Source organism: Variovorax paradoxus B4 (assembly GCF_000463015.1).
Lineage (GTDB): Bacteria > Pseudomonadota > Gammaproteobacteria > Burkholderiales > Burkholderiaceae_C > Variovorax > Variovorax paradoxus_E.
The window spans coordinates 5538735-5565707 of record NC_022247.1 but is presented as its reverse complement, the minus strand read 5'-3'; the positions used below and the strand labels follow the sequence as shown (position 1 = coordinate 5565707).

28 protein-coding genes are annotated in these 26973 nt (G+C 69.4%); 16 read left to right on the top strand and 12 right to left on the bottom strand.

What is annotated here, in order from left to right:
- Positions 1-5: 5 nt before the first annotated feature.
- From VAPA_RS26035 to VAPA_RS26015, 5 genes are read right to left on the bottom strand one after another with little or no spacing between them, the layout of a single operon-like run.
- The gene (locus VAPA_RS26035) at positions 6-983 is read right to left on the bottom strand and encodes an MBL fold metallo-hydrolase (protein WP_021012976.1); all 978 of its coding nucleotides are present in this window, start codon (positions 981-983) and stop codon (positions 6-8) included.
- Positions 980-1183 carry a DUF2783 domain-containing protein gene (locus tag VAPA_RS26030; RefSeq protein ID WP_021012975.1) on the bottom strand — a complete coding sequence of 68 codons (204 nt, stop codon included), beginning with the start codon at positions 1181-1183 and terminating at the stop codon, positions 980-982. The genes VAPA_RS26035 and VAPA_RS26030 overlap by 4 nt, the downstream gene beginning before the upstream one ends.
- Positions 1180-2832 (bottom strand): FAD-dependent oxidoreductase, encoded by a 1653-nt coding sequence (locus VAPA_RS26025; protein WP_021012974.1) that lies wholly within the window; start codon positions 2830-2832, stop codon positions 1180-1182. The genes VAPA_RS26030 and VAPA_RS26025 overlap by 4 nt, the downstream gene beginning before the upstream one ends.
- Before the next feature lie 7 nt (positions 2833-2839).
- Positions 2840-3961 carry an alpha/beta hydrolase gene (locus tag VAPA_RS26020; RefSeq protein WP_021012973.1) on the bottom strand — a complete coding sequence of 374 codons (1122 nt, stop codon included), beginning with the start codon at positions 3959-3961 and terminating at the stop codon, positions 2840-2842.
- Entirely contained in the window at positions 3954-4502 is a 549-nt protein-coding gene (locus tag VAPA_RS26015) for a VOC family protein (RefSeq protein ID WP_021012972.1), read from the bottom strand. Before VAPA_RS26015 ends, VAPA_RS26020 begins: the two co-directional genes overlap by 8 nt.
- Before the next feature lie 86 nt (positions 4503-4588).
- On the opposite strand from VAPA_RS26015, the gene VAPA_RS26010 reads away from it, so the two are divergent.
- From VAPA_RS26010 to pyk, 3 genes are all read left to right on the top strand, one after another.
- Entirely contained in the window at positions 4589-5494 is a 906-nt protein-coding gene (locus tag VAPA_RS26010) for a LysR family transcriptional regulator (RefSeq protein WP_021012971.1), read from the top strand.
- A gap of 91 nt (positions 5495-5585) precedes the next feature.
- Positions 5586-6779, top strand: a complete 1194-nt coding sequence (locus VAPA_RS26005) for a phosphoglycerate kinase (RefSeq protein ID WP_021012970.1) — start codon at positions 5586-5588, stop codon at positions 6777-6779.
- Positions 6780-6863: 84 nt separating this feature from the next.
- Positions 6864-8312 (top strand): pyruvate kinase, encoded by a 1449-nt coding sequence (gene pyk, locus VAPA_RS26000; protein ID WP_021012969.1) that lies wholly within the window; start codon positions 6864-6866, stop codon positions 8310-8312.
- A gap of 6 nt (positions 8313-8318) precedes the next feature.
- Here the strand turns inward: pyk and VAPA_RS25995 are convergent, their stop codons facing one another.
- Positions 8319-9335 (bottom strand): 1-aminocyclopropane-1-carboxylate deaminase, encoded by a 1017-nt coding sequence (locus VAPA_RS25995; protein ID WP_021012968.1) that lies wholly within the window; start codon positions 9333-9335, stop codon positions 8319-8321.
- Between the two features lie 137 nt (positions 9336-9472).
- Between VAPA_RS25995 and VAPA_RS25990 the strand changes: the two genes are divergently transcribed.
- From VAPA_RS25990 to VAPA_RS25980, 3 genes are all read left to right on the top strand, one after another.
- The gene (locus VAPA_RS25990) at positions 9473-9982 is read left to right on the top strand and encodes an Lrp/AsnC family transcriptional regulator (protein WP_021012967.1); all 510 of its coding nucleotides are present in this window, start codon (positions 9473-9475) and stop codon (positions 9980-9982) included.
- Positions 9983-10094: 112 nt separating this feature from the next.
- A complete protein-coding gene (gene fba / locus VAPA_RS25985; protein ID WP_021012966.1) occupies positions 10095-11159 on the top strand; it encodes a class II fructose-bisphosphate aldolase in 1065 nt (354 codons plus the stop codon).
- A 97-nt stretch (positions 11160-11256) separates the two neighbouring features.
- Entirely contained in the window at positions 11257-12162 is a 906-nt protein-coding gene (locus VAPA_RS25980) for a phosphoribosylaminoimidazolesuccinocarboxamide synthase (protein ID WP_021012965.1), read from the top strand.
- Between the two features lie 18 nt (positions 12163-12180).
- Here VAPA_RS25980 and VAPA_RS25975 read toward each other — a convergent pair whose 3' ends face one another.
- Entirely contained in the window at positions 12181-12633 is a 453-nt protein-coding gene (locus VAPA_RS25975; RefSeq protein WP_021012964.1) for an META domain-containing protein, read from the bottom strand.
- A gap of 112 nt (positions 12634-12745) precedes the next feature.
- Positions 12746-13666 carry a tetratricopeptide repeat protein gene (locus VAPA_RS25970; RefSeq protein WP_021012963.1) on the bottom strand — a complete coding sequence of 307 codons (921 nt, stop codon included), beginning with the start codon at positions 13664-13666 and terminating at the stop codon, positions 12746-12748.
- 36 nt (positions 13667-13702) lie between these two features.
- Between VAPA_RS25970 and purE the strand changes: the two genes are divergently transcribed.
- From purE to VAPA_RS25955, 3 genes are read left to right on the top strand one after another with little or no spacing between them, the layout of a single operon-like run.
- Positions 13703-14251 carry a 5-(carboxyamino)imidazole ribonucleotide mutase gene (gene purE, locus VAPA_RS25965; RefSeq protein WP_021012962.1) on the top strand — a complete coding sequence of 183 codons (549 nt, stop codon included), beginning with the start codon at positions 13703-13705 and terminating at the stop codon, positions 14249-14251.
- Positions 14248-15441 (top strand): 5-(carboxyamino)imidazole ribonucleotide synthase, encoded by a 1194-nt coding sequence (locus VAPA_RS25960; RefSeq protein ID WP_021012961.1) that lies wholly within the window; start codon positions 14248-14250, stop codon positions 15439-15441. Before purE ends, VAPA_RS25960 begins: the two co-directional genes overlap by 4 nt.
- Positions 15438-16439, top strand: a complete 1002-nt coding sequence (locus VAPA_RS25955; protein WP_041946254.1) for an L-threonylcarbamoyladenylate synthase — start codon at positions 15438-15440, stop codon at positions 16437-16439. The genes VAPA_RS25960 and VAPA_RS25955 overlap by 4 nt, the downstream gene beginning before the upstream one ends.
- Before the next feature lie 123 nt (positions 16440-16562).
- On the opposite strand, the gene VAPA_RS25950 is transcribed toward VAPA_RS25955, so the two are convergent.
- From VAPA_RS25950 to VAPA_RS25940, 3 genes are all read right to left on the bottom strand, one after another.
- A complete protein-coding gene (locus tag VAPA_RS25950) occupies positions 16563-18146 on the bottom strand; it encodes an alpha/beta hydrolase family protein (protein WP_021012959.1) in 1584 nt (527 codons plus the stop codon).
- A 128-nt stretch (positions 18147-18274) separates the two neighbouring features.
- Positions 18275-19705, bottom strand: coding sequence for a D-alanyl-D-alanine carboxypeptidase/D-alanyl-D-alanine endopeptidase (gene dacB, locus VAPA_RS25945; protein ID WP_021012958.1), 1431 nt, complete (start codon positions 19703-19705; stop codon positions 18275-18277).
- A gap of 8 nt (positions 19706-19713) precedes the next feature.
- On the bottom strand, positions 19714-20301 hold the full coding sequence (locus tag VAPA_RS25940) for an NUDIX hydrolase (RefSeq protein ID WP_021012957.1): 588 nt from the start codon (positions 20299-20301) through the stop codon (positions 19714-19716).
- A gap of 79 nt (positions 20302-20380) precedes the next feature.
- Here VAPA_RS25940 and VAPA_RS25935 point away from each other — a divergent pair, with 79 nt between their 5' ends.
- The 6 genes from VAPA_RS25935 (at position 20381) to pyrF (ending at position 25118) form a co-directional block, all read left to right on the top strand.
- Positions 20381-21145: a DeoR/GlpR family DNA-binding transcription regulator gene (locus VAPA_RS25935; RefSeq protein WP_021012956.1), complete on the top strand. Its 765-nt coding sequence runs from the start codon at positions 20381-20383 to the stop codon at positions 21143-21145.
- Positions 21146-21211: 66 nt separating this feature from the next.
- Positions 21212-22228 (top strand): DMT family transporter, encoded by a 1017-nt coding sequence (locus VAPA_RS25930; protein WP_041946253.1) that lies wholly within the window; start codon positions 21212-21214, stop codon positions 22226-22228.
- Positions 22221-22943 (top strand): tRNA (adenosine(37)-N6)-threonylcarbamoyltransferase complex dimerization subunit type 1 TsaB, encoded by a 723-nt coding sequence (gene tsaB, locus VAPA_RS25925; RefSeq protein ID WP_021012954.1) that lies wholly within the window; start codon positions 22221-22223, stop codon positions 22941-22943. The genes VAPA_RS25930 and tsaB overlap by 8 nt, the downstream gene beginning before the upstream one ends.
- Entirely contained in the window at positions 22940-23482 is a 543-nt protein-coding gene (rimI, locus tag VAPA_RS25920; protein WP_021012953.1) for a ribosomal protein S18-alanine N-acetyltransferase, read from the top strand. Before tsaB ends, rimI begins: the two co-directional genes overlap by 4 nt.
- Positions 23479-24261 (top strand): uracil-DNA glycosylase family protein, encoded by a 783-nt coding sequence (locus VAPA_RS25915; protein ID WP_021012952.1) that lies wholly within the window; start codon positions 23479-23481, stop codon positions 24259-24261. The genes rimI and VAPA_RS25915 overlap by 4 nt, the downstream gene beginning before the upstream one ends.
- A 32-nt stretch (positions 24262-24293) precedes the next feature.
- Positions 24294-25118, top strand: a complete 825-nt coding sequence (gene pyrF, locus VAPA_RS25910) for an orotidine-5'-phosphate decarboxylase (protein ID WP_021012951.1) — start codon at positions 24294-24296, stop codon at positions 25116-25118.
- Positions 25119-25130: 12 nt separating this feature from the next.
- On the opposite strand, the gene VAPA_RS25905 is transcribed toward pyrF, so the two are convergent.
- On the bottom strand, positions 25131-25865 hold the full coding sequence (locus VAPA_RS25905) for a helix-turn-helix domain-containing protein (RefSeq protein WP_021012950.1): 735 nt from the start codon (positions 25863-25865) through the stop codon (positions 25131-25133).
- 141 nt (positions 25866-26006) lie between these two features.
- On the opposite strand from VAPA_RS25905, the gene VAPA_RS25900 reads away from it, so the two are divergent.
- A complete protein-coding gene (locus tag VAPA_RS25900; protein ID WP_021012949.1) occupies positions 26007-26864 on the top strand; it encodes a hypothetical protein in 858 nt (285 codons plus the stop codon).
- Positions 26865-26973: the final 109 nt, after the last annotated feature.

The following is a 26973-nucleotide window of genomic DNA, read 5'->3' as shown; positions in this document are numbered from 1 at the left end:
TCAGGTCATTCGCCGCGCAGCGTCTGCCACAGCTCGCGGTCGCGCTCCGCGGTCCACACCACGGGGTGCTCGATGCCGCGCAGTTCGTCGTACGCGCGCGAGACGTCGAAGGGCAGCACGTGCTGGAACACGGGCCAGCTGCCGAACCGCGGCACCATCGCCGCTTCTGTCCGCGCGAAGCAGCCCTTGAGCGTTTCGCCCGCGGCGATGCCGGTCTTCACGCTGTCGAGCAGCGCCCCGAGAAAGGCCTTGGTGAGCCCGATGGCCTCGGCGCATTCGGCTTCGCCCTGCAGCACGGCCCCGCGGCCCGGCACCAGCACGCGCGGCTTCAATGCGAGCACCGCATCGAGCGTGCCGGCCCAGTCGCCGATGTAGGCGTCGCCCGCGTAGACGCCGCAGTGGTTCTCCACCACGTCGCCCGAGAACAGCACGCCGCAGTCGGGCAGCCACGCGACCGTGTCGCCGCTCGAATGGCCGCGGCCCAGGGCCATCAGGCGAAGCTCGCGGTTCTGGCCGCGATGGGGGCCGAGCCAAAGGCTCATCTCGCCGTGGAAGCTCTGCGTCGGAAAGGTCAGGCCCGGAATCTCTTCGACGCCCGCGAAGAGGCGCGGGAAGCGGCCGACCTCCGAATCGAAATCGGCCTGGCCGCGCGTGCGGATCCAGTCCAGCGTGCCATTGCTCGCGATGATGGCCTCGACCTCGTCGAACGCGCTCGCGCCCATCACGCGCACCGCGTGGTAGTGCGTGAGCACGATGGTCCTGATGGGCTTGTCGGTCACCGTGCGGATGGCGGCCAGGAAGTCGCGCGCCATGCGCGGCGTGGGACGCGTGTCGATCAGCACCACCTGTTCGTCGCCGACGACGAAGCCGCAGTTCGGATCGAAGTCGCTGATGTAGCCATACACGTTGGGTGCGAGTTCGCGCAGTTGCGGCTTCTGCTCGCGCGTGTCGGAGGCCGAGGCAAAGGAGACGTTGGCGGTCATGGTGTGGTGGTTGTCGTGGGGTCTTCGGCCGCGGCGTGGATGCAGGCGAGCAGCACGGCCTGGTCGCCGCACTGGTTGGCCAGCAGCAGCACGAGGCGGGCGTTGAGGTCGGCGCTCTGCGCTTCGCCCAGGCCTTCGTGCGCGGCCAGCAAGGCGGCGTAGAAGCCGTCGGGGTCGGGGATGCGGGGCTCGGTGATCATGGGGCGTGGGGGTCGAGGGCGAGCGCCGTGCGCAGCGCCGTGGCGATCGCATGAGGCGTGGCGTGCGGCAGCGTCGCGGCGCGGTAGGCATCGGGCCGAACGAGGACGAAGCTGCCCGCGTCGTGGAGGCCGAGGTGGCGCGTGAGCTTCTCGTCGGCTTGCAGCGCCGGCAGCCCGCTGTCGCCGCCGATGGCCAGCAGGCGCAGCGGCAGCGACGCCGTGGCATCCATGGCCGCTTTGGCTGCGGCGCGCGTGGGTGCCAGCCACAGGCCCAGGCACTGCGTGCCCTCGGCCAGCAGCTGCATCAGCGTGGTCTCGCGGCCATCGGCCCGGCGCAGCGGAAGGTTCTGCACCGTACGGCCGCCTTCCGGCAACTGCGGCGCGGGCGGATAGTCGTTGGCGACCGACATGCGGCCGGTATTGACCAGGGCGCGCGCAAACGGATGGCGCGCCGCCAGCGCCACCACCGCGCGGCGCAGCGTGTGCTCGGCCGGCGAGCGCGGCGCGAGAAAACGCGCCGAGCGGCTGGTCACCTGCCGGTTCTGCTTCGCGGCGGGTTGCCGCTCCGCGTCGTAGCTGCCGAGCAGCGCATCGTTTGCCTGCCCTTGCGCGACCAGCGCCAGCTTCCAGCCGAGGTTCGCCGCATCCTGGATGCCGCTGTTGCCGCCGCGCGCGCCAAAGGGGCTCACCACGTGCGCGGCGTCGCCGATGAAGAACACGCGGCCGTGGCGGAAGCTGTCGAGCAGGTGGTCGCGGTAGCCGTAGGGGCCGATCCAGACGAACTCGAACTCCACGCCCGGCCCGAGCTGCTCGCGCAGCCGCGCGCCCGCCACCTCGGGCCGGCTGATGTGGGCGGTGTCGCAGTCCTCGGGCATCTGGTAGTCGATGCGCCAGACGCCGTCGGCCATCAGATGCTGCCAGACGCCGCGGCCTTCGTTGAAGGGCGCATCGACCCAGGTCCAGCGCTCGGTGGGCAGCGGCTTCTTGAAGCGCACGTCGCTGATGCACCAGCGGTCGGTGCTGCGCGAGGAATGCGCGTCGATGCCGAGCTGCGTGCGGATCGGGCTGTTGGCGCCGGTCGCGTCGATCAGCCGGTCGGCCTCGATCGTGTAGCTGCCTGCGGGCGTTTCGATGTCGATGCGCACGCCATCGCTCAAGGGCTCGACGCGCGTCACGCGGCTCTTCCAGCGCACATCGGTGAGCCCGAGTTCGAGGATGCGCTCGACCAGGAACCACTCGACGTAGAACTGCTGCAGGTTGATGAACGGCGGCTGCCTCGAGACGCTCTGTGCCTGCAGGTTGAAGTTGTAGACCTCCTGTTCGCCCGAGAAGGTGCGCCCGAACGACCAGGTGATGCCCTTGGCCGCGATGCGCTCGTAGATGCCCAGGCGCTCGAATATTTCGAGGCTCTTCTGCGCGTAGCAGATGCCGCGCGACGACGCGCCGCGCACGCCGACGGTGTCATCCTCGTCGAGCAGCACCGCGCGGATGCCGCGCTGCGCAAGATCGCAGGCCAGCGTGAGGCCGGAAGGTCCCGCGCCGACGATCACGATCGGGTGGCGAACGATTCCCGTACTACCCAGTTCCGGCGGTGGCGTGAAGGGCCAGACCGGCAACTCGTAGGCCGGCGCAAATGCAAAGGGTTCCATGTCTCTTCTACAGCGCGTGGGCGAATTCGGCGATGGCATCGGCCGCCTTGGGAATCAGCTCGGGTTGCCCCGCGAGATAGTGGTTGCCGCCCACGATGTCGACGTTGCGGATGCGCGCGCCGCCCGCGGCCATCCACGCATCGCGCGTGCTCGGGAAGGTCGACTGGTCGCCGGTGTAGGTCAGCAGCAGCGTGGGGCAGGTGGTGCGCGCGAGGTTGGCCGGCCCGTCGGCCTGCGAGCGCGAAGACCATTGCGAGAGGAACGCGGTGAGCGAGGTGGTGCGGCCCATCGCGTTGGCCGAATAGTTCACCTGGCGCGCGTCGCCCCACACGCTGCCCGGCAGGCGGTCGTTGGCGTCGAGCGACAGGTCCACGCAGCGCGGATCGGCATGCGTGCGATAGACGATGAAGGTCTGGTCGCGCGGCGCGCCTGGGGTGCTGCGCAGCAGCGCGAGGCGATCGACGCACCACTGCTCGATGCGGTCGAGCCGCGCCTTCTGCGCCGCACCGAAGTGCGCGAGAAAGCCGCGGTCGTAGGGCACGCGGTGGCGCGGGTCGTACATGTCGAGCTCGGGGTTCACCGAGAGGGGGTCGTGCTCGTCGGTGACCGACGGGTCGATCCAGTCGCGCATCAGCCGCGTGCGGCCCAGGTGCGCGGCGCACAGCGCGATGCCGTCCACCGGCGGCAGGTCGCTGGGGTGCAGGTGCGTGGGGTCGCCGTCGGGCAGGTGGGTGGCGGTGAGCTTCTCGGCCTGCGCCTGGTAGAAGCTCGCGAGCGCCGCGCCGCCGGAGTTGCCGACCAGGAACACCTTCTCGTAGCCGGCCGCGCGCAGGTACTGCACGCCGGCGCCCAGGTCCTGGATCGCGCGCTCCATCAGCAGCACGGTGTCGTTGCCCACGTAGCGCGAGTTCAGCCCCATGCAGCAGATGCCGCGCTCGGCCAGCGGGCCGATCAGGTAGTGGCCCATGAAGTTGCTGGTCGGATGCATCACGATGGCCGCGATCCTTTTCGGGCCCTGCGGCGCGCGAAAGGCGCCGAAGATGCGCGGGCGCAGCATCTGCAGGCCCGACTGGCTCTCCATCGACGCGCCGGGTTTCACGTCGATGACGGCGAGTTGCAGCTCAGACATGCGGCGCGCCCTTCGCTGCGTGCAGATCGGCCTTGCGCACGGTCCATGCATCGAGGTCCGCACGGGCGCGCAGCGCATGCGCCTCCATCTCGGCCTGCGGCACCGTCGGCGTGGTCAGCTCCACGCGAAGGCCGTTGGGATCGAAGAAGTAGATCGATTCGATGATGTGGTGGTCGGTCACGCCCAGCACTTCGACGCCCGCGCCTTCGAGCCGCGCCTTGGCGGCGAGCAGGTCGGCCACGGAATCGACCCGCAGCGCGATGTGGTTCACCCAGGCCGGCGTGTTGGGCGAAGGCAGCGCGGCGATGCCGTCGCCCAGGTCGAAGAAGGCGATGTACGAACCATCGCGCATCCGGAAGAAGATGTGCACGTAGGGGCAGTACTCGCCCGTGCTCGGCACGTGGTCGCTCTTGATGACGTGCGCGAGCGGCAGGCCCAGCAGGTCTTCGTAGAAGCGGCGGGTTTCCTCGCTGTCGCGGCAGCGCCAGGCGAAATGGTGCAGCCCGCGAACTGGCGGGGCCGCGTGGGCAGTCGTCGGCATGGCTTTGTCTCCGGTGAGCCGCTATTGGGCGATGCCGCGTCTTATGATGCAATCGAAATTAATTCATCGATTGATGAAATAACCATATGAATCTGACCCTGCGCCAGTTGCGCGCCTTCACTGCCGTGGCCGAGACCGGCAGCTTCACCGCGGCGGCGCAGCAGCTGCACCTCACGCAGTCGGCGCTCAGCGTGCTGGTGCGCGAGCTCGAGCGCGAGATGGGCGTGCAGCTGCTCGACCGCCACACGCGGCGCGTGCAGCTTTCGGAGGCCGGGCGCGAATTCCTGCCTTCGGTGCACCGGCTGCTTGGCGACCTCGCGGGCGCGGTGGCGGGCGTCACGGATTTGCGTGACAAGAGGAAAGGACTGTTGCGGCTTGCAGCGCCGCAGCTCATGGCCTGCACGCTGATGCCGCGCGTGATCGCGGTCTACCGCGAAGCGTTCCCCGACGTCGACGTGCGCCTGGCCGACACGCTGCCCGAGCACCTGCTGGCCGGCGTGAGGGCCGGCGACGTGGAACTCGCGGTGGGGCAGGACGTGGCCGTCGACGGCGCCGTCGAGCGCCGCACGCTGTTTCGCGACCGGCACTGGCTGATCTGCCCGCCCGGCCACGCCTTTGCGAAACGGCGCAAGGTGCGCTGGCACGAACTCGGCCCCTACACCTTCATTGCGCCCACGCGCGACTTCCGCCAGCGCGTGCTGCCCGAGCTGGCGCCGGCAGAGCGCGACTACATGCTGCGCCCCGGCACCCAGGAGGTGTCGTACATGACCACCGCGCTCGGCATGGTGGCCTCGGGGCTCGGGCTCACCGTGTGCCCGACCTATTCGGCGCCGCTGGTGCGCGCCCATGGCCTGCAGATGGTGCGGCTCGAATCGCCCGACTTCCACCGCGAGGTGTGCATCTACAGCGCGGCGCGGCGCAGCCTGTCGCCCGCCGCCGCGAGCTTCGTCGAGATCCTCGAGCGCTTTGCCAAGGCGCAGCCAAAGGGCTGAAAAGCATCGACGGGCCGCAAGAGGCGCATAGGGTGGCGCCGGGGCAAAACCTACAATGCAAGGCGACCTGTCTTCCACCACCTCCAGATCCATGAACGTCATTCGATTCACCGACCTCTGCGCGCAGGGCAAGGCCGCCGGCCAGCGCGTCTTCATCCGTGCCGACCTCAACGTGCCGCAGGACGATGCCGGCCGCATCACCGAAGACACGCGCATCCGCGCCTCGGTGCCCTGCATCCAGCTGGCGCTCGACGCCGGTGCCGCCGTGATGGTCACCTCGCACCTGGGCCGCCCCACCGAAGGCGAATTCAAGCCCGAGGACTCGCTCGCCCCCGTGGCCAGGCGCCTGGGCGAACTGCTGGGCCGCGAGGTTCCGCTGGTGGCCAACTGGGTCGACGGCGTCGACGTGAAGCCGGGCCAGGTCGTGCTGCTCGAGAACTGCCGCGTCAACAAGGGCGAGAAGAAGAACGACGAGGCGCTCGCCCGCAAGCTCGCCGCGCTCACCGACATCTACGTGAACGACGCCTTCGGCACCGCCCACCGCGCCGAAGCCACCACCTACGGCATCGCGCAGTTCGCCAAGGTGGCCGCCGCCGGCCCGCTGCTCGCGGCCGAGATCGACGCCATCACCAAGGCGCTGGCGCATCCCAAGCGCCCGCTGGTGGCCATCGTGGCCGGTTCCAAGGTCAGCACCAAGCTCACCATCCTCAAGAGCCTGTCGGCCAACGTCGACCAGCTGATCGTCGGCGGCGGCATCGCCAACACCTTCATGCTCGCGGCCGGCCTCAAGATCGGCAAGTCGCTGGCCGAGCCCGACCTGATCGACCAGGCCAAGGCGGTGATCGAATCCATGCGCGCGCGCGGCGCCGACGTGCCGATCCCGGTGGACGTGGTCACGGCCAAGACCTTCGCGGCCGATGCGCCCGCCACCGTCAAGGCCGCGAACGATGTGGCCGACGACGACCTGATCCTGGACATCGGCCCCAAGACGGCCGCGATCCTGGCCGCGCAATTGCGCGAAGCCGGCACCATCGTCTGGAACGGCCCGGTGGGCGTGTTCGAGTTCGACGCCTTCGCGGGCGGCACCAAGGCGATTGCCCAGGCCATTGCCGAGAGCAGCGCCTTCTCGATCGCCGGCGGCGGCGACACGCTCGCGGCCATCGCCAAGTACGGCATCGAAAAGCAGGTCGGCTACATCTCGACCGGCGGCGGCGCCTTCCTCGAAGTGCTCGAGGGCAAGACGCTCCCGGCTTTCGAGATCCTTGCCAAGCGTGCCGCGGGCTGATTTTTCGCGCCCGCACCGCGGTGTCCGCTTCCTGTAGTCACACAAAGTGTATACAGTAGCGGATACAAAATGGAGACCAGTTCAATGATCACGGATCGCCTTCCCCGCCACGCCACCAAGATCGTCGCCACGCTCGGCCCGGCGTCCAACACGCCCGAGCTGCTGGAGCAGATGATCCTGAACAAGGTCAGCGTGGTGCGGCTCAATTTCAGCCACGGCACCGCGCAGGACCACATCGACCGTGCCGCCATGGTGCGGGAGGCCGCGCGCAAGACGGGCCGCGAGGTGGCGATCATGGCCGACCTGCAGGGCCCCAAGATCCGCGTCGGCAAGTTCGCGCAGGGCAAGGTCTGGCTCGAGCCGGGGGCCAAGTTCGTGCTCGACGCCTCGCGCACCGAGCCCGGCGATACCGACGCGGTCGGCCTCGACTACAAGGACCTGCCGCGCGACGTGCGCCCCGGCGACAAGCTGCTGCTGAACGACGGCCTCATCGTGCTCACGGTCGACGCGGTGCGCGGCGAGGCGGTGCACACCACCGTGAAGCTGGGCGGCGAGCTCTCCAACAACAAGGGCATCAACAAGCAGGGCGGCGGCCTCACAGCGCCGGCGCTCACGGCCAAGGACATGGAAGACATCAAGACCGCGATGAGCTTCCAGGCCGACTACGTGGCGGTGAGCTTTCCCAAGAACGCCACCGACATGGAAATGGCGCGGCAGCTGTGCAACGTGGCCGCGGCCGAATTCGGCCACAAGCCGGGCCTGATCGCCAAGATCGAGCGTGCCGAGGCCATTCCCAAGCTGGAAGAAATCCTGCGTGCGAGCGACGGCATCATGGTGGCGCGCGGCGACCTCGCGGTGGAGGTGGGCAATGCCGCCGTGCCGGCGCTGCAGAAAAAGATGATCCGCATGGCGCGCGACATGGACAAGGTGGTGATCACCGCGACCCAGATGATGGAGTCGATGATCACCAACCCCGTGCCCACGCGTGCCGAGGTGAGCGACGTGGCCAACGCCGTGCTCGACGGCACCGACGCCGTGATGCTCTCGGCCGAGACCGCCTCGGGCCGCTACCCGCTCGAAACCGTGCAGGAGATGAGCCGCATCTGCGAAGCCGCCGAATCGGCCGAGGACAAGATGCTCGATGCCGACTTCAGCGGCAAGACCTACAGCCGCATCGACCAGTCGATTGCCATGGGGGCGCTGTTCACGGCCCACCATCTGGGCGCCAAGGCCATCGTCGCGCTCACCGAGTCGGGCTCCACGCCGCTGTGGATGAGCCGCCACCGCGCGCACATTCCGATGTACGCGCTGACCTCGCGGCTGGCCACGCAGCGCAGGATGGCGCTCTACCGCAACGTGCGCCCGCTGCTGATGGATTCGGAGAGCGACCGGGACACCGCGCTCGAGCAGGCCGAAGCCCACCTGAAGAAGCGCGGCATCGTGCAGACCGGCGACGTCTATGCGATCACCTGCGGCGAGCCGATGGGCGCCCCCGGCGGCACCAACATGCTCAAGATCTGCCGCGCCAGCTGAGCCCGCTCAGCCGTTGCGGAAGAGGAAGCTGTAGGCGTTGAGGGCGGGCACGCCGCCCAGGTGCGCATAGAGCACCTTCGAGCCGGCCGGGAATTCGCCCAGGCGCACCTTCTCGATCATCCCGTGCATCGACTTGCCCTCGTACACGGGGTCGGTCAGCATGCCTTCGAGGCGCGCGCAGAGGCGGATCGCTTCCAGCGTGCCTTCGTTGGGCAGGCCGTATTCGGGGCCGCCGAAGCGGCGGTCGAGCACCACGTCCTTGTCGGTGATGTCGCGGCCCAGCTCGACCAGTTCGGCCGTGCCCTTGGCAATGCGCACGATCTGCTCGAAGGTCTGCTGCGGCTTGGCCGAGGCGTCGATGCCGATCACGCGGTCGGCCCGGCCGTCAGCCGCGAAGCCCACCACCATGCCGGCCTGCGTGCTGCCCGTGACCGAGCAGGTCACGATGTAGTCGAACTTGAAGCCCAGCTCGGCCTCCTGCTGCCGCACTTCTTCCGCAAAGCCGACGAAGCCCAGGCCGCCGCGCGGATGCTCCGAGCAGCCGGCCGGAATCGGGAAGGGCTTGCCGCCGGCCTTGCGCACGTCGGCCATGGCCTCTTCCCAGCTCTTGCGGATGCCGATGTCGAAGCCCGCGCTGTCGAGCCGCACGTCGGCACCCAGGATGCGGGACATCTCGATGTTGCCGACGCGGTCGTACACCGCATCGGAATAGTTGACCCAGTTCTCCTGCACCAGCACGCACTTCAGGCCCAGGTGCGCGGCCACCGCTGCCACCTGCCGCGTCTGGTTCGACTGGATGCCGCCGATCGACACCAGCGTGTCGTAGCCGCCCTCGAGCGCCTCGGGAATCAGGTATTCGAGCTTGCGCGTCTTGTTGCCGCCGAAGGCCAGGCCGCTGTTGCAGTCCTCGCGCTTGGCGTAGAGCTGGACCTCGCCGCCCAGATGCGCACTCAGGCGCTTGAGCGGATGGATCGGCGTGGGGCCGAAGGTGAGGGCGTGGCGGGGAAATTTCTTGAGGTTCATCGATGTGCGCTCCAGGAAGGGGATGCCATCGATCGTAGAAAAAAGCCGTTGAAACGTGGTTGCAAACTTTGATGGAAATGCGAGTGAAAAAAAGACAAGATCGCTCTATCGAAGGTTTTTGGTTTGCAAAGAGACGAATGAGCACAACAAAGTTGCGTGCCACGCCGGCACAGGCGGCCGAAGCGGCGGCGGAACTCGACCGCACCGATCGCGCCATCCTGCGCGCCCTGCAGCGCGACGCCTCGGTGTCGAACGTGGCGCTGGCCGCCAAGGTCAATCTCAGCGCGCCCGCGTGCCTGCGCCGCGTGGAGCGGCTCAAGGCCGCGGGCCTCGTCAAGGGCATCGTGGCGCTGCTCGATGCCCAGGCGCTCGAGCTCGGCATGCTGGTGATGATCGGCGTGGTGCTCGACCGCTCGACGCCCGACTCCTTCGCCGATTTCGAGAAGGCCGCGCAAAAGGTCTCGGGCTGCCTCGAATGCCACGTGGTCACGGGCGAGTTCGACTACTTCATGCTCGTGCGAACGCGCGACAACGACAGCTTCAACCGGCTGCATGCCGAGCAACTGCTGTATCTGCCGGGCGTGCGGCAGATCCGGACTTTCGTGGTGCTCAAGCAGGTGCTGTCGACCACGCAGCTGCCCATCTAGGAGCGCCTGCGCCGCGTGTCAGTGCCGTCCCACAAGGGGGCTCGATAGAATTGCGGCAGTTTTCTCTCGTCTTTCCGCCTTCTTTTTCCCCTATTTCCGCGAGGTATTTCCCATGGCACTCGTCTCGATGCGCGAACTGCTGGACCACGCAGCCGCCAACGGCTACGGCATTCCGGCCTTCAACGTCAACAACCTCGAACAGGTCCAGGCCGTGATGGAGGCCGCCAAGGAAGTCGGCGCGCCCGTCATCCTGCAAGCCAGCGCCGGTGCCCGCAAATACGCCGGTGAAGCCTTCATCAAGCACCTGATCCAGGCCGCGATCGAGCAGTACCCGAACATTCCGCTGGTCATGCACCAGGACCACGGCCAGAGCCCGGCCATCTGCCAGGGCGCCATCGACCTCGGCTTCTCGTCCGTGATGATGGACGGCTCGCTCAAGGAAGACGGCAAGACGCCGGCCTCCTTCGACTACAACGTCGACGTGACCCGCAAGGTGGTCCAGCTGGCGCACAAGGTCGGCGTCACCGTCGAAGGCGAGCTGGGCTGCCTGGGTTCGCTCGAAACCGGCATGGCCGGTGAAGAGGACGGCATCGGCGCCGAAGGCGTGCTCGACCACTCGGCGCTCCTGACCGATCCCGAGGAAGCCGCCCAGTTCGTCAAGGCCACGCAGCTCGACGCGCTGGCCATTGCCATCGGCACCAGCCACGGCGCCTACAAGTTCACCCGCAAGCCCACGGGCGACATCCTGTCGATCTCGCGCGTGAAGGAAATCCACGCCCGCCTGCCCAACACCCACCTGGTGATGCACGGCTCGTCGTCGGTGCCGCAGGATCTGCTCGAGATCATCCGCAAGTACGGCGGCAACATGAAGGAAACCTACGGCGTGCCGGTCGAGGAAATCCAGGAAGCCATCAAGTTCGGCGTGCGCAAGATCAACATCGACACCGACATCCGCCTGGCCATGACCGGCGCGGTGCGCCAGTTCCTGGCCGAGAACCCCGAGAAGTTCGACGCCCGCGAATGGCTCAAGCCCGCGCGCGAGGCCGCCAAGCAGATCTGCAAGCAGCGCTACATCGAGTTCGGCTGCGAAGGCCAGGGCCCGAAGGTCAAGGGCGAGACGCTGCAGGTCGTCGCCGCCAAGTACGCCAAGGGCGAGCTCGCGCAAGAAGTCGTCTGAAACTTTTTTCGCGATTCGCAGGCCACCGTTCGCGGTGGCTTTTTTCTGCGCGCACAATCCGTTTTCCCCGTCACCCGTTTCCGCACAGCACTGCCCCATGACCACCGTCCACACCTCCTCCATCCAGAGCCTGCCCCTGCTTGCGCGCGGCAAGGTGCGCGACAACTACGCCGTCGGCGAAGACCGCATCCTGATGGTCGCGAGCGACCGGCTCAGCGCCTTCGACGTGATCATGGGCGAGCCGATTCCGGGCAAGGGCGAGATCCTCACGCAAATGGCGCTGTGGTGGTTCGACCGGCTCGGCCAGCTGTGCCCCAACCACCTGACGGGCGAAGCGCCCGAGAGCGTGGTCACGCCTGAAGAGGTGCCGCAGGTCACCGGCCGCTCGATGCTGGTCAAGCGCCTGAGGCCGATCCCGGTCGAGGCGGTGGTGCGCGGCTACCTGGCCGGCAGCGGCTGGAAGGAATACCAGGAAAGCCGCTCGGTCTGCGGCGTGCCGCTGCCCGAGGGGCTCACCAACGCCAGCAAGCTGCCGCGCCCGATCTTCACGCCCGCCGCCAAGGCCGCGGCCGGCGAGCACGACGAGAACATCAGCTACGACCGCGTGGTCGAAATCGTCGGCCCCAAGCTGGCGCAGCAGATCCGCGAGACCAGCCTCGAGATCTACGAAGCCGCCGCGCAGATCGCGCTGGGCAAGGGAATGATCATTGCCGACACCAAGTTCGAGTTCGGCCTGGACGAGGCCGGCACGCTGGTGCTGATGGACGAGGTGCTCACGCCCGACAGCTCGCGCTACTGGCCGGTCGAGGGCTACCAGGCCGCGCTGGCCGCCGGCACCAATCCGCCGAGCTACGACAAGCAGTTCGTGCGCGACTGGCTCGAAGCCACCAGGATCAACGGCAAGCCCTGGGACAAGACCCCGCCGGCGCCGCGCCTGCCGGCCGAGGTGATCGAGAAGACCGCGGCCAAGTACCGCGAAGCGCTGGAGCGGCTCACCGGCTGAGGAAAAGGGCGCGCCGCCTCAGCGGCTCGCCGAGTTCAGCGTTGCCACGGTGCGTCCGCCTGCATCGAGCAGCGCGAGCCGTCCCGGCCCGGCCAGGCGATAGGTCGCGGTGGTCTGCAGCGCCGAGATGAATTGCGCTTCGTTGGCACCGCGCACCGGGTCCGCACAGGCCATGCGGGTCGAGGCCAGCTGGCCGATGCGCAGCGTGATGCCGCTGCGCGTGAACGACCCCGACACGCGGTTGCAGCCGCCCGTTCCGCTGACGCGCCCGCTGTTGCGGTCGAACTGGATCTGCGCTTCGCCGCCGGGCGGCACGGGCTCGTCGCCCAACTGCACCAGGCGCCAGACCGGCCCTTCGATCGGCTCGTCGAGGCTGATGCCGCTGCCGCAGCCGGCCAGGGCGGCCGCCAGCAGTGCGGTCGCGAAAACGGGGAGCGCGATGCGGGCGCGGTGGCGGGCGGGGAGACGCATGGCCGGTTTGTCCTTCTCAATTGCAACAAGTTGAATCGTTGCCATCGTATGCGACGCCGCCCCGGCCCGCCAAGAGGTGTCCGCTCCCCCGCAATTTGCCGCCAGGCTCAGTTCAGCTCAGCACCACGCTGCTGAGGCGGCGGCGATAGGTGGCCACCACCGGATCGTCCGGCGGAATCTGCCCGTCCGCCACCTTCACCTTGGGCGGCTCGATCAGGTCGAGGACCGCGATGTAGGTCTTGCGCGCGAGTTCTTCGTTCCAGCTCTTGTCGCGCATCAGGATCTCGAGCAGCTCGTCCATGGCATCGGTCCACCGCTGCGCATCCATCAGCAGCTGCGCGCGGCCGAAGCGGGCGTCGAAGTCGCGCTTGCCGGCGGCAATGCGGGCGTCGAAATCGGCCAGGGTGGGCTCGGGGCCCGAGGCCGGCGCCGCAAAATCGATGGCATCCATCCAGCGCTGCAGCGAATCGAAGCGGCGCACCAGCGTGGTCCTGGCGATCACCGGCGCGAACGCCACCTTGGCGTCGTCGATGCGGCCCATCTGCAGCAGCAGCTTGACGCAGTCGAAGCGCGCGTCGTCGTTGGCCGGGTCGGTGGCCACCGCATGCTGCAGCCGCTCGAGCGCGCCCTCGGTGTCGCCTTCGGCCAGTGCTTCCTGGGCCGCGGCCTCCTGGGAGGCGGCTTCGACCTGCTCGGCGGCGGGCACGTGCTTGTCGAGGAATTCGCGGATCTTGTCGGCCGGAATGGCGCCGACGAAGCCGTCGACCGGCTGGCCGTCCTTGAACATCACGCAGAACGGGATGCTGCGCACGCCGAACATCTCGGACAGCTGCGACGAAATCTGCGGCACCTTGTCGGCGTCGAGCTTGGCCAGCGTGAAGCGCCCGGCGTACTCGGTTTCGAGCTTTTCGAGCACCGGGCCGAGCTGCTTGCACGGCCCGCACCATTCGGCCCAGATGTCGAGCAGCACCGGCGTGGCGACCGAGCCTTCGATCAGTTCAGCCTGAAAATTTTCGAGAGTGATGTCGATCATCGGGAACAACTGGGGGTGAAACGTAAAATTGGAACCATGAACGAAACCATTCAGGTCGGTGTAGTGATGGGCTCGAACTCCGATTGGGAGACGATGCGCAACGCGGTCGAGATTCTCCAGCAATTCGGGATCCAGCACGAAGCGAAGGTGGTCTCGGCCCACCGGATGCCCGATGCGCTCTTCGCGTATGCCGAAAGCGCCGCCGGGCGCGGGCTCGCCGCGATCATCGCGGGGGCGGGGGGCGCGGCCCATCTGCCGGGCATGCTGGCCGCCAAGACCACGGTGCCGGTGCTCGGCGTGCCGGTGGCCAGCCGCCACCTGCAGGGTGTCGATTCGCTCTACAGCATCGTGCAGATGCCCAAGGGCGTGCCGGTGGCCACCTTTGCCATCGGCAACGCGGGGGCGGCCAATGCGGCGCTGTTCGCGGTGGCCATGCTGGCGGTGAACGACCCGGCGCTGCGCACCCGGCTCGATGCCTTCCGTGCCGCGCAAACCGCCGCGGCCGAGGCCATGACGCTGCCGCCGCCGGTGGCGGATGCCGGCTCCGTGTCGCCCTTTTCGCCGCAGGGCGGGGGGGCGCTGTGAACGGCAACAACGGCCTTCCCATTCTTCCCGGCGCCACGCTCGGCGTGCTCGGCGGCGGCCAGCTGGGCCGCATGTTCGTCCACGCCGCCCAGCGCATGGGCTATTTCACGGCCGTGCTCGACCCCGACGCCGACAGCCCGGCCGGCCGCGTGAGCCACCACCACATCCACACCGACTACGCCGACGTCGACGGCCTGGCGCGGCTTGCGGGCCTGGCCGATGCGGTCACGACCGAGTTCGAGAACGTGCCGGCGCCCTCGCTGGAGAATCTGTCGGTGGCCCGGCCCGTGGCCCCCGATGCGGGCGCCATCGCCATCGCGCAGGACCGCATCGCCGAAAAGGCCCATTTCACGCGCTGCGGCGTGGCCTGCGCGCCGTACGCGGTCATCGAGACCGCGGCGCAGCTGGCCGCCGCCCCCGACGTGCTGCTGCCCGGGATCCTCAAGACCGCGCGCCTCGGCTACGACGGCAAGGGCCAGCAGCGCGTGTCCACGCGCGCCGAACTGGTCGACGCGTGGCAGGCCGCGGGCTGCGTGCCTTGCGTGCTCGAAAAGCTGCTGCCGCTCGAATTCGAATGCTCGGTGATCGTCGCGCGCGGCCGCGACGGGCAGCTGGTGCACTTTCCGCCCCAGCGCAACCTGCACCGGGACGGCATCCTGGCCGTGACCGAGGTGCATCCGCAGAACATGCCCAAGACCGTGGCGCAGGCGGCCATCAACTCGGCCAAGAGCATCGCCACCGGGCTGGACTACGTGGGCGTGCTGTGCGTGGAGTTCTTCGCGCTGGCCGACGGCTCGCTGGTGGTGAACGAGATGGCGCCCCGGCCGCACAACAGCGGCCACTACACCATGGAAGCCTGCGACGTGTCGCAGTTCGAGCTGCAGGTGCGCACCCTCGCGGGCCTGCCGCTGGCCGCGCCGCGCCAGCACAGCCCGGCGATCATGCTGAATCTGCTGGGCGACCTGTGGTTCACCGCGGGCGGCGACAAGCCGGTGGCGCCGCGCTGGAGCGAAGTGCTCGCGCTGCCCGGCGTGCATCTGCACCTCTACGGCAAGATCGAACCGCGCCGCGGCCGCAAGATGGGCCACCTGACCCTCACCGGCGCCACGCTGGAAAGCGTGCGCACCACGGCCTCCCAGGCCGCAACTGTGCTCGGCCTGCCGGCGCTGTCGGCGGCCGATCTCGCATGATCCTCGACGGCCAATCCCCCGAAGCCATTGCCGAGGCCGTGCGCGTGCTGCGCGCGGGCGGGCTGGTCGCGTTCCCGACCGAGACCGTCTATGGACTGGGCGCCGATGCCACCAGCGACATGGCGGTAGGCGGCATCTTCAAGGCCAAGGGCCGGCCGGCCGACCATCCGCTGATCGTCCACGTCGCGGCCGGCATCAAGGGCACCGAGGCGCTGTCGCGCTTCGCGCAGCCGTTGCCGCCCTTTGCGCAGAAGCTGGTGCAGGCCTTCTGGCCCGGTCCGCTGACGCTGATCGTCACGCGCCAGCCCGGCGTGGCGGCCGCGGCCGCCGGCGGGCAGGACACCATCGGTCTGCGCTGCCCCTCGCATCCGGTCGCGCAGGCCCTGCTCGAGGCCTGCGCCGAGCAGGGCGTGCCGGGGCTCGCGGGCCCGAGCGCCAACCGTTTCGGCCGCGTCAGTCCCACCACCGCGCAGCACGTGCACGACGAGTTCGGCGATGCGCTGCCGGTGATCGACGGCGGCGCCTGCGAGGTGGGCATCGAGTCGACCATCGTCGACTGCAGCCGCGGCGCGCCCGTGCTGCTGCGTCCGGGCCTGATCACGCGCGCGCAGATCGAGGCCGCCGCGGGCGAGCGCCTGAGCGACCGCGAGGTGCTCGAAACGCCCGATCCGCGCGCCTCCGGCACGCTGGAAGCGCACTACGCGCCGAACGCCAAGCTGCGGCTGATGGATGCCAAGGCCATCCAGGCCGGCCTCGACGTGCTCGGCCCGGGTGCGGCCCACATTGCGGTGTGGACGCGCGCCGAGGTGCGCAGCCATTCCCAGCGCGTGCTGCAGCGGCGCATGCCGGACGACGCGGTGGCGAGCGCGCACCAGCTGTTCGCGGTGCTGCGCGAGTTCGATGCGCAGGGCGTCAAGCTGATCTGGGTCGAGACGCCGCCCGACACGCCCGAATGGGAAGGCGTGCGCGACCGCCTTCATCGCGCTTCAATGGGCTAACCCCCAGGCTTCGCCCACTTCGTGTCGCTTCGCCCACCCCCTTGCAGGGGACAGTGCCAGTGGCCCGGCGTAGCCGGTTCCACGGCATTCCTGGAATAGGTCCTTCGAGGCCCTCGCTGGCTGCTAGCCGCCGGCGGCCAGCACGCCCTGGAAGAATCCTCGGGCGGAGGCCAGGCAGAACGGGGGCGCCAGGGTGCCGTGGTAGGCCAGGGTGACGGCCTGCGCCTTGTCGGCGTCGCTGCCGGGGGTGTTCTGCGCGAGGGTGCTCTTGGCCTGCGCGAAGCCGGCGCGCGCGGCGGAGTACGCGTCGGTGGTGCCCGAGTCCTCGAGGTCGACCACCGTCAGCGCCGCAGCGGGCATGCCCCGGGCGCGGAAGTAGCCGGCGGTGGCGCGGGTGCTCAGGAAATTCACGGTCGGATCGTTGGCGCCGCCGCACATGAGCACCGGCCGGGTCGGCAGCCAGTTGCGCAGATCGTTGGCGCGCGCCGCCTTGCGAAAGCCCACGGCCGGCCTGCAGTCCAGCGGCGAGGTTGTGCTCAGCGAGGCGGCCGTGGCGGGCAGCGCATTGCCCGGGCAGGGATTCGCCTGGATGTCGCCGGCCGCCTGCGTCAGGTAGCTCTGGCGGACGAGGTTGTTCGCGCCGTAGAAGATCGACAGCTCCGGGCTCACCGGGCCCGGCGTTGCACCGGCGGGAAACAGCGCGAGCTGCGGCAGCTTGCCGTTGGCATACAGCGTGGCGATGGGCGTCAGGCTGGGCAGCAGGGTGTCGATGCCGGTGGCGTACTGCGATTCGTAGATGTCGCTGGTGCTGCCGTAGACATCGCCGAACTGCTGCTGCCAGCTGGCCGAGAGCAGCGGCACGAAGAGCGTGCTGCCGAGCGCCGGCCAGCCCATGAAGGTGTAGTCCGCCAGCAGGCCGATGGCCGAAGGCGCCGAGAGCGGCGCCGACGCCGTCACCGCCCTGCCCGTGGCCTGCATCTCGCGGTGCGCCGCCATCGCCACGTAGCCGCCCTGCGAATAGCCGGTGATCAGCAGCGAGCCCGCGTCCGAGGCGTTGATGCCCGCGAAGGTCTTGCGCGCCGCGGTGAGCGCGTCGACCATGTCCTTGCCCTGCTGGTCGCCGTTGAGGTACGGGTGGTAGGCCAGCGTCGACTTGTCGTAGCCCGCGTAGTTGGGCGCCACCACGATGTAGCCCTGCGCCGCGAACATGGCGGCGATCGTGAGGCCTTCGCCGGCGGCCGGCTGCGTGGAGTCGGTCCATCTGGCAAGGTTGTAGTTGCGCGCGACGTTGGTGCCGTGCGCATACAGCACCACCGGCCGCGGCCCGTTGCAGGCCACGTCGGCGCCGGAGGGCAGCATGACCGCGGCGGTCGCGTTGGTGGCTTCGTTCTTGCCGCCGATGGTGCGGTACTCGAGATAGCGCACTTCGACCCCGCACTTGGGCGAGCCGGCCACCTGCAGCAAGGCCTTGCCCTGGTCGGTTGCCTGAAGGGTGGTCCTGAACTGGTCGGCCGACAGCTTCGCGGTCTGCTCGGGCGGGTCCGTGACGACCGAGCCGCGGCCAGTGTCGCCGGCCGGCGGTGGAAAGCCGATGCCGATGCCGCCGCCCCCCCCTCCACCGCCGCAGGCCGCCAGCAGCAGCGTGACGCCGCCGAGTGCCGCAATCTTGTGCAGCGGAGTGGAGAGTTGTCGTTGCGGCTTTTTCAAGGCATGGCTCCTGATGTTGTCGAATCGAACGGGCGCCCGATTCTGTGCAGCGCCATGGCCACGCGCAAGCGGCGTGTATACCTAGAGAAGTTTTCAGTACATGGCCGCCCCGCAGCGGCCGATGGCCGTCAGTTGTCCTGCGCCGCCCAGTCGACCAGTGCGTCGAACGCGGCGCGCGCAGCCCCGGCGTTCTCGCCGTTGGCAATCGCCACCAGCACGTAGCGGCGGCCGCTCGCACCGTGCACATAGCCGGCCACGCCGGCCGCATCGCGCAGCGAGCCGGTCTTCAGGTGGGCCGCGCCGCCCGAGCGCAGCGCGCGCTTCCTGAGCGTGCCGTCCACCCCCATGGCGGGCAGCGACGACACCAGCTCCGGCATCAGCGGCGAACGCCAGGCCACCTGCAGCATCCGGCCGAGCGCCGCCGCACTGATGCGCTCGTCGCGCGACAGGCCCGAGCCGTTGTCGAACACCGGCGGCGCCTCGCCGGTGCCGATGCGGTCGCGCCACCACTGGCCCAGCGCGCTGCGCGAGGCCTCGAAGCTGCCGCGGTTCTTCTGCGTGAGCCCGAGGGTGAGGAACAGCTGCTGCGCCATCACGTTGTTGCTGTACTTGTTGATGTCGCGCACCACCTCCGAAAGCGGCGGCGAGCCGAACTCGAACACCGGCTTGAGCCCGGCCGGCACCCGGCCGTCGCGCATCTGGCCGCCGACCCGGCCGCCCATCTCGGCCCACATGCCGCCAATGGCGCGCAGGCCGTAGGTGCGCGGGTCGGCATAAGCCACGGCCCAGCTCTTCTCGCCGCAGGCAGCCGGCAGGCCGCCCATGAACCGGATCCGGTTCGGGTCGCTGAAGTCGGGCCTGATCGCCGCGCGCCAGTCGCCGCATTCGCCGGGCGCGAGCGCCACCGTGGGCTGCATCGACACGCTGGCGAGCGGCGGCTCGTAGCTCACGCGCGCCAGCTGGCCGCCGCGCTCTGGCGTGAAGACCATGTTGACCGACTTGAAGTTGACCAGCAGCGCCTCGGGCGAGGCGTTGTAGGGCCGCAGCGGCTCGCCGTCGAAGGCGGCGGGGTCGTTCTCGATCGCGCCGTCGAAGGCGCTGCGGTCCAGCACGATGTCGCCGCTCACGGTGGTGATGCCCAGGCCCTGCACGCGCCGCAGCAGCAGCCAGGCCCGTTCCAGCACCAGCTTGGGATCGCCCTGGCCCTTGATGTAGAGGTTGCCGTTGAGCACGCCGTTGCTCACGGTGCCGTCGACATAGACCGGCGTGTTCCAGCTGTAGGCCGGCCCGAGCAGGTCGAGCGCGGCGTAGGTGGTGACCAGCTTCATGATCGACGCCGGGTTCACCGGCACCTGCGTGCGCCAGGCCAGGCGCGGCGGGCGCACGCCGTCGGCGTCGGCCACCAGCATCGTCACCGCGTCGCGCGGCACCTTGGCGCGCGCGAGGGCAGTCTCCACTTCGCCTGGAAAGGCCTGCTGTGCAAGGGCGCCCGGAACGGCCAGTGCGGTGAAGGACAGCGCGCAGGCGGTGCGAAGGAAGGAGAGACGAAGAAGACGCATCGTGCCGATTATCTCGGCGGAAAAACATGCAGTTGCGCGTGATACAGCAGCATCACCGTCTTGGCGTCGGCGATGCGCCCGTCCGCCACCATGGCCAGCGCCTCGTCGATGCCGAGTTCGAGCACCTCGATGTCTTCGCCCTCCTCGGCCAGGCCGCCGCCGTCGCCGATGCGCATCGACGGCTCGTATTCGGCCACGAAGAAGTGCAGCTTCTCGGTCACCGAACCCGGGCTCATGAAGGCTTCGAGGACCTTCTGCACCGCGCCCAGCCGCAAGCCCAGTTCTTCTTCCACCTCGGCGCGGATGCGCTCCTCGGGCGCCGCGTTGTCCAGCAGGCCGGCCGCCGCCTCGATCAGCAGGTCGTCATGCCCGTTGACGAAGGCCGGATAGCGGAACTGCCGCGTCAGCAGCACCGTGCGCTGCGCCAGGTTGCAGGGCAGCAGCGTGGCGCCGTTGCCGCGGTCGTAGGTCTCGCGGTGCATGCGCTGCCACTGGCCGTCGTTGCGCCGCCAGTCGAAGGCGGTGGTCTTGAGCGTGTACCAGTTGTCGGAAAGCAGGGTGACTTCGTGCACCCGGACGCGGTCGTGGAGGGTCATGGGACGCAGCTTAGGCGCAAATTCGTGCATAAACAAGAAAATTCGTGCAATCCTTGGTCCTGGCCGCTACCATCGCCAGATGCTCACCCGCCAGCGCAAGCAACACATCCTTTCGGTCCTGCAGCGCGACGGCAACGTCGTCGCCAAGTCGCTCAGCGAGGAGCTGGCGCTGTCGGAAGACACCATCCGGCGCGATCTGCGCGAGCTGGCCGCCGAGGGGCTGCTGCAGCGCGTGCACGGCGGCGCGCTGCCGATCGCCAGGGCCGAAGCCGACTTCGCGGGCCGCCTGCAGCTTGCGACCGCGGAGAAGGTGGCCATCGGCCGCGCCGCGGCACGGCTGGTACGGCCCGGACAGGTGGTCTTCATCGATGGCGGCACCACGGCCGTCCAGATGGCGCGGCACCTGCCGGCCAGCCTGCGCGCCACCGTGGTCACACACAGCCCGTCGGTGGCGGTCGAGCTGGCGGGCCACGCCGGCATCGAGGTGGTGCTGATCGGCGGGCGCCTCTTCCGGCATTCGATGGTGGCGGTGGGCGCCGCGGCCATGGACGCCATTTCGCGCATCCACGCCGACACCTGCTTCCTGGGCGTGACCGGCGTGCACGCCGAGGCCGGGCTGACCACCGGGGACGTCGAGGAGGCCGCGATCAAGCGCGCGCTCATGGCGGCCGCGGCCGAGACGGTGGTGCTGGCCTCGTCGGAAAAGATCGGTGCGGCTTCGGCCTGGGTCATCAACCCTGTCTCGGCCGCCACCAGCCTGCTGGTGTCGCCGGAAGCGCCGGCCGCCGCATTGGCGCCGCTGCGCAAGGCCGGGCTTGCCATCCTGCGCAGCGACGGCGGCTGATCGCCCGCATTGCCGGCCATTCGCCCCTGGCCGGCGCGGCCGCGGAGTGCCCTGGATAATCGGGGGATGCCCGCCATGCCCCGTTTCTCGCCCCGCACGCTCGGCATCGGCGCGGCCGTGGTCACCGTGCTGGTCTGGACCGCCTTCATCGTGATCGCCCGGGCTTCGGCCGCACGCTCGCTCACCCCGTTCGACCTGGCGCTGGCGCGCATTGGCGGTGCCAGCCTGGTGCTGGTGCCCTGGGGCGCCTGGATGGTCATGAAGGGGCTGCGGCAAAAGGACGGCACCGCGTCGTCGCTGTTCGGCCTGTCGCCGCTGTCGCTGCGCGTCACGGCCAGCGCCGGCATCTTCGGCGGCGTGGCCTACGCCCTGCTGGCCTACAGCGGCTTCTTCTTCGCGCCCGCGGGCCATGCCTCGGTGCTGATGCCCGGCAGCCTGCCGCTGTGGACCACGCTGCTGGCCGCCCTGGTGCTGCGCGACCGCATCACGCCGGGCCGCGCCTTCGGCCTCGCGCTGATCGTGGCCGGCGATCTGGTGGTCGGCGGGCGCAGCCTGCTGCATGCCTTCGACGGCGGCGAGGTCTGGAAGGGCGACCTGCTCTTCATGGCCGCGGCCTTCTGCTGGGCCTGCTACAGCGTGGTGGCGCGCCGCCACGGGCTGGACGCCGTGCGCGCGACCATCGCCATCACCGTGTTCGCGCTGCTGGCCTACGTGCCCGTCTACAGCCTGCTGGTGGCGGGCGGCGCGGTCGTGAGCCGCATCGGCTCCGCGCCCTGGGGCGAGGTGGCGTTCCAGATGCTGTTCCAGGGCGTCGGCTCGGTCGTCGTCTCGGGCATCACCTTCACGAAGATGATCCAGTACTTCGGGCCGGTGCGCAGCACCATGATCACCGCGCTCGTGCCCGGCCTCTCGGCCTTCGGCGCGGTGATCTGGCTCGACGAGCCGCTCCATTGGAACCTGATTGCCGGCCTGCTGCTGGTGACCGCCGGCATCCTGTTCGGCGTGCAGAAAGCAACAGCCGGTGGCCGCGCCGCTCCGCGGCCCGCGGTGCCGGCCACCGCCGCGGGGTGCCGCGATGCCTAGGCTCCTGGCTTTCGACACCAGTACCGAGCACCTGTCGGTGGCGGTGCGCCACGGCGAGCGCCTGTTCACGCACAGCGGGGCCGGCGGCGCGCAGGCGTCGAGCACGCTGATCCCGCTCATCCTGCAGCTGCTGGCCGAGGCCGGGCTCGAGCTGGCCGCGCTCGACGCCATCGCCTTCGGCCGCGGGCCGGGCTCCTTCACGGGCCTGCGCACCGCCTGCTCGGTGGCGCAGGGCCTGGCTTTCGGCGCCGGCGTGCCGCTGCTGCCGGTCGACACGCTGCTGGCCGTGGCCGAGGAAGCACGCCACGCCTTCGGCGCGCGCCAGGTGGTGGCGGTGCTCGACGCGCGCATGGACCAGCTCTATGCCGCGCGCTATGACTTCGATGGGGGCGGTGCGCTGGGCGGCGGCCTGGCCGACGAGCCGCTGCTGCTCGCGCCCGAAGCCCTCGAAGTGCCCGCCGGATGGTCGCTGGCCGGCAACGCCTTTGCCGCCTATGGACCTCGCCTGGCGCCGGCCGCGGCGCGCCACGAAGTGCTGCCGACGGCCACCGCCATGCTCCGGCTGGCGCCGGCGCTGCTGGCCGCGGGGCGCACGGTGGATGCGGCGCATGCCTGGCCGCTCTATGTTCGCGATAAAGTGGCGCAAACGACCGATGAGCGCGCTGCCATCAAGGCGGCCGCCCTGGCGGTTCCACCTGTTGCCAACACACCATGAGCGCCGTCCTTCAGCCCGTCGAAGCCCGCCTCGAACCGCTCACCGTCGAGCGGCTCGATGCCGTCTGCGCGGTCGAGCAGACGGCCTACAGCCATCCGTGGACGCGGGCCAACTTCATCGATTCGATGGCGGTCGGCTACCACTGCCAGTGTTTGCTCGCGCCAGTCTGCGTGCCGGACCTGGCCACGCCGGTGACCAGCCTCGGGGAAACGCTGATCGGCTATTTCGTCGCCATGAAGGGCGTGGACGAGGTGCACCTGCTCAACATCACCGTGGCGCCGGCCTTCCAGCGCCAGGGCTGGGCGCCGCTGATGCTCGAGGCGCTGACCGGATGGTCGCGCGCGCAAGGGGCGCAGTGGCTCTGGCTCGAGGTGCGCGAGAGCAACCGGCGTGCGCTCGACATCTACATGCGCCAGGGTTTCCGCAGCGTCGGCGTGCGCAAGGGCTACTACCCGGCCCATGAAGGCAAGCGTGAAGACGCGGTCGTCATGAGCCTGCGATTGAATGAATCAGGCTCTGCCTGGGGAGCCTTGCGATGAACGCGGTACAGACACTGAAGCTCGACGCCCGCCGGCGCGCGATGCTCGACGAGATGGGCGTGAAGGTCTGGTGGCCGATGCCCGAAACCGCCGAAGCCGCACCCGTTGCCGCGGCAGCGGCTGCGGTCGCCGCGCCGCCGCCGTCCGCCCGCGAGCAATCCGTGGCCGAAGCGCCGGCCGCTGCGCCCGCCCCGGCCGCAAGGCCTGCCGCAGCACCGGCCCCGGCGGCGCGCCCCGCGCCCGCGCTGCTCGCGCAGGGCGCCGCCGTGCTGGTCGACGCGCCGCGCCGCCTCTACGCCGAGGCCGCAGCCGAACCGGCCCAAGGCGGCTGGCTGGTGGTGGCCGACATGCCGCCCGAAGCCGACGGCCGCCACGGCGAGCCCTTTGCGGGCGATGCCGGCAAGCTGCTCGACAACATGCTGCGCGCCCTCAAGCTGCACGACGGCAAGACGCCGGTGCACCTGATGCGCACGCACCGCGGCGTGGGCGCCGGCCAGCCCGGCAGCCCGCGTCCCATGGACGAGGCTTTCGGGGAACATGCCGCCGCGCTGGCGCCGAGCCTGGTGCTCGCCATGGGGCCGCTGGCCGCCCAAAGCCTGATGCAAAGCACCGATCCGCTCGGCAAGCTGCGCGGCCGCGCGGTGCCGCTGCCCTCGGCCAACGGGGTGCCGGTGGTGGCCACCTACCATCCGGCCTACCTGCTGCGAAACCCGGCCGACAAGGCCCGTGCCTGGGCCGATCTCTGCCTGGCCGCTGAACAGCAAACACCGCCGAACTGAGGCGCGGCGGGCGGGTCCTTAAAATCGACCCCATGACTTTCCTCGACAAGCTGGCCACCGCACAGCAAAAAAACGGTTCGTTGCTCTGCGTGGGGCTCGATCCGGAGCCAGCCAAGTTTCCGGGGCAGCTCAAGGGCGACGCAAGCCGCATCTATGACTTCTGCGCGCGCATCGTCGACGCGACGGCCGACCTGGTCATCGCCTTCAAGCCGCAGATCGCCTATTTCGCGGCCCATCGCGCCGAGGCCCAGCTCGAACAACTGATGGAGCACATGCGCCGCAACGCGCCCGATGTGCCCGTGATCCTGGACGCCAAGCGCGGCGACATCGGCTCCACGGCCGAGCAGTACGCCATCGAGGCCTTCGAGCGCTACGGCGCCGATGCCGTGACCCTGTCGCCCTTCATGGGCTTCGACTCGGTGGCGCCCTACCTCAAGCACCAGGGCAAGGGCGCCTTCCTGCTCTGCCGCACCAGCAACCCCGGCGGCGCCGACCTGCAGGGCCAGCGCCTGGCGGACATCGAGGGCCAGCCCTTCCTTTACGAGCACGTTGCCAAGCTGGCGCAGGGCCCGTGGAACCTCAACGGGCAGCTCGGCCTCGTGGTGGGTGCGACCTACCCGGCGGAGATCGAGCGCGTGCGCGAACTCGCGCCGACGGTGCCGCTGCTGATCCCCGGCGTCGGGGCCCAGGGCGGCGATGCCGTGGCCACGGTGCGCGCCGGCTGGCGCCCCGATGCGCCGATCATCGTGAACTCGTCCCGCGCCATCATCTACGCCTCCTCGGGCGACGACTTTGCCGCCGCGGCGAAGAACGCCGCACGCACCACGCGCGACGCGCTGGAAGCCGCGAAGCCCTGAGAACCCTGTGGGTCAGGCGCGGCGCAGCCTGGTGAAGGCCTCGAATTCCCAGTTGCGCATGCCCAGCAGCAGCGTGTAGCCCTCGCGGTCCTTGGCGGCCAGCTTCTGGTCGGTCTGGTGCTGCTGCGCAAAGTCCTGCGCCACGCGCTGCAGGCGTTCGAGGAACGCGGGCGCGAGCGAGCGGCTGATCTGCCCGTGCACCAGCAGCAGCCCCTCGGCCGGGCCGTCGAAGCCGCCCGCGTAGTAGTCGAGCACCACGTTCTCGCGGAAGAACTCCATCACCGGGCCATGCGGCCGCCAGCGGAAGGTCTTGGCCAGCTTCAGCCGGTAGCGGTTCAGCGGGCGCAGCTCGATGATGCCGATGCGGTCCAGCTGTGCCAGGCAGCCGATGCACTCGGCCTCGCTGATCCGGTAGGCCGCCACGATCTGTTCCAGCGTCCACTGGCTCAGCACGCTGATGGCCACCAGCAGCAGCTTCTTGTCCTTGACCACCGCCTTTTCCTGCTCCTGCGTGAGCTCCTTCAGGAGCGGCTGGGCGTCGGCGACGCGGCGCGCCAGCTCGGCGAAGTCGATCTTGAGCGCACGGCAGATCGCGTCGACGCGCGACAGCGGCATGTCGCTCTTGGCCAGCATGCGCTTCACGCTGGATTCGGCCATGTCGAGCGAGCGCGCCAGGTCGGCGTAGGTCATGCGGGCGCTCTTGAGTTCGTTCTTGAGGGCTTGGACGAGGTCGACGGTGGTACTCATGGCGGCGTGGTTGTGAGGAAGGAGGTATTAAAAAAGGATACCGAAAGGTGTGAATTAGTGCCTCGTATCGATTCTCGATGCCTGTAGAGAGACTGGCAACTAAATTCCGCGGCTCGTACCCACCCACCACCGAGGACCGCCATGCCTTTGCCCACCCTCAGCCGCCGCGAGCGCGGATTGCTCTTCACCTTCGCGCTGCTCGCGCTGGTGGCCCTGTTCGGCCCGGCGCTGCCGGCGGCCGACGTGGCCATTGCCTCGGTGTTCGCCGACGACCGAAGCTGGCACGGCCTGCCCAACGCCATGGACGTCCTGAGCAACCTGCCCTTCGTGCTGATCGGTTTCTGGGGCCTGTACCGGCTCAACCGGATCGACCGGGCCCACCAGGAAGCACTGGCCCAGTTCCCGCTGGCGCCGCCGGCCAACGATCCGCCGGACAACACGCTCGACTGCGCCTGGCTCTTCTTCGCGGGGCTGGTCGCCACCGCCGCGGGATCGGCCTTCTTCCACCTGATGCCCGACGGCGCCCGGCTCGCGGCCGACCGCGCCGGCATGGCGGTGGCCTTCGCGGGGCTGATCGGCATTGCGGTCTGCGAGCGCGTGAGCCAGCGCGCCGGCTGGCCGGCCGCCTGGTTCGTGCTGATGGCCGGATTGCTCTCGGCGGAGGTGTTCCAGGAAAGCGGCAACGTGCTGCCCTGGGCCATCGTGCAGTTCGGCGGCATGGCGCTGGTGCTCACGCTCGCGCTGGCCGCGCCGATGCGCGGCGCGGTCGGGCTCAAGCTGGGCTGGGTGATCTGCTTCTATGCATTGGCCAAGGCCTTCGAGCTGGCGGACCACGCGATCTACGAGGCGACGCAGCAGGTGGTGTCCGGACACACCCTCAAGCACCTGACCGCATCGCTGGCGGGCCTGCCGGTGCTGGCGGCGCTGCGCAAGCTCGACATGAACTGGCGCGCGACCCTGCTGCGGCACAATCCCGACGCAGCCGCAATGACGGCATGAGGATGACATAGGCTCGCCCCCCGTCTTCGCGCACTTCGTGTCGCTGCGCCAACCCCCTACCGGGGGCAACACCTGCGGCCCGGCAGAGCCGGTTCCGCGGTGTTCCACG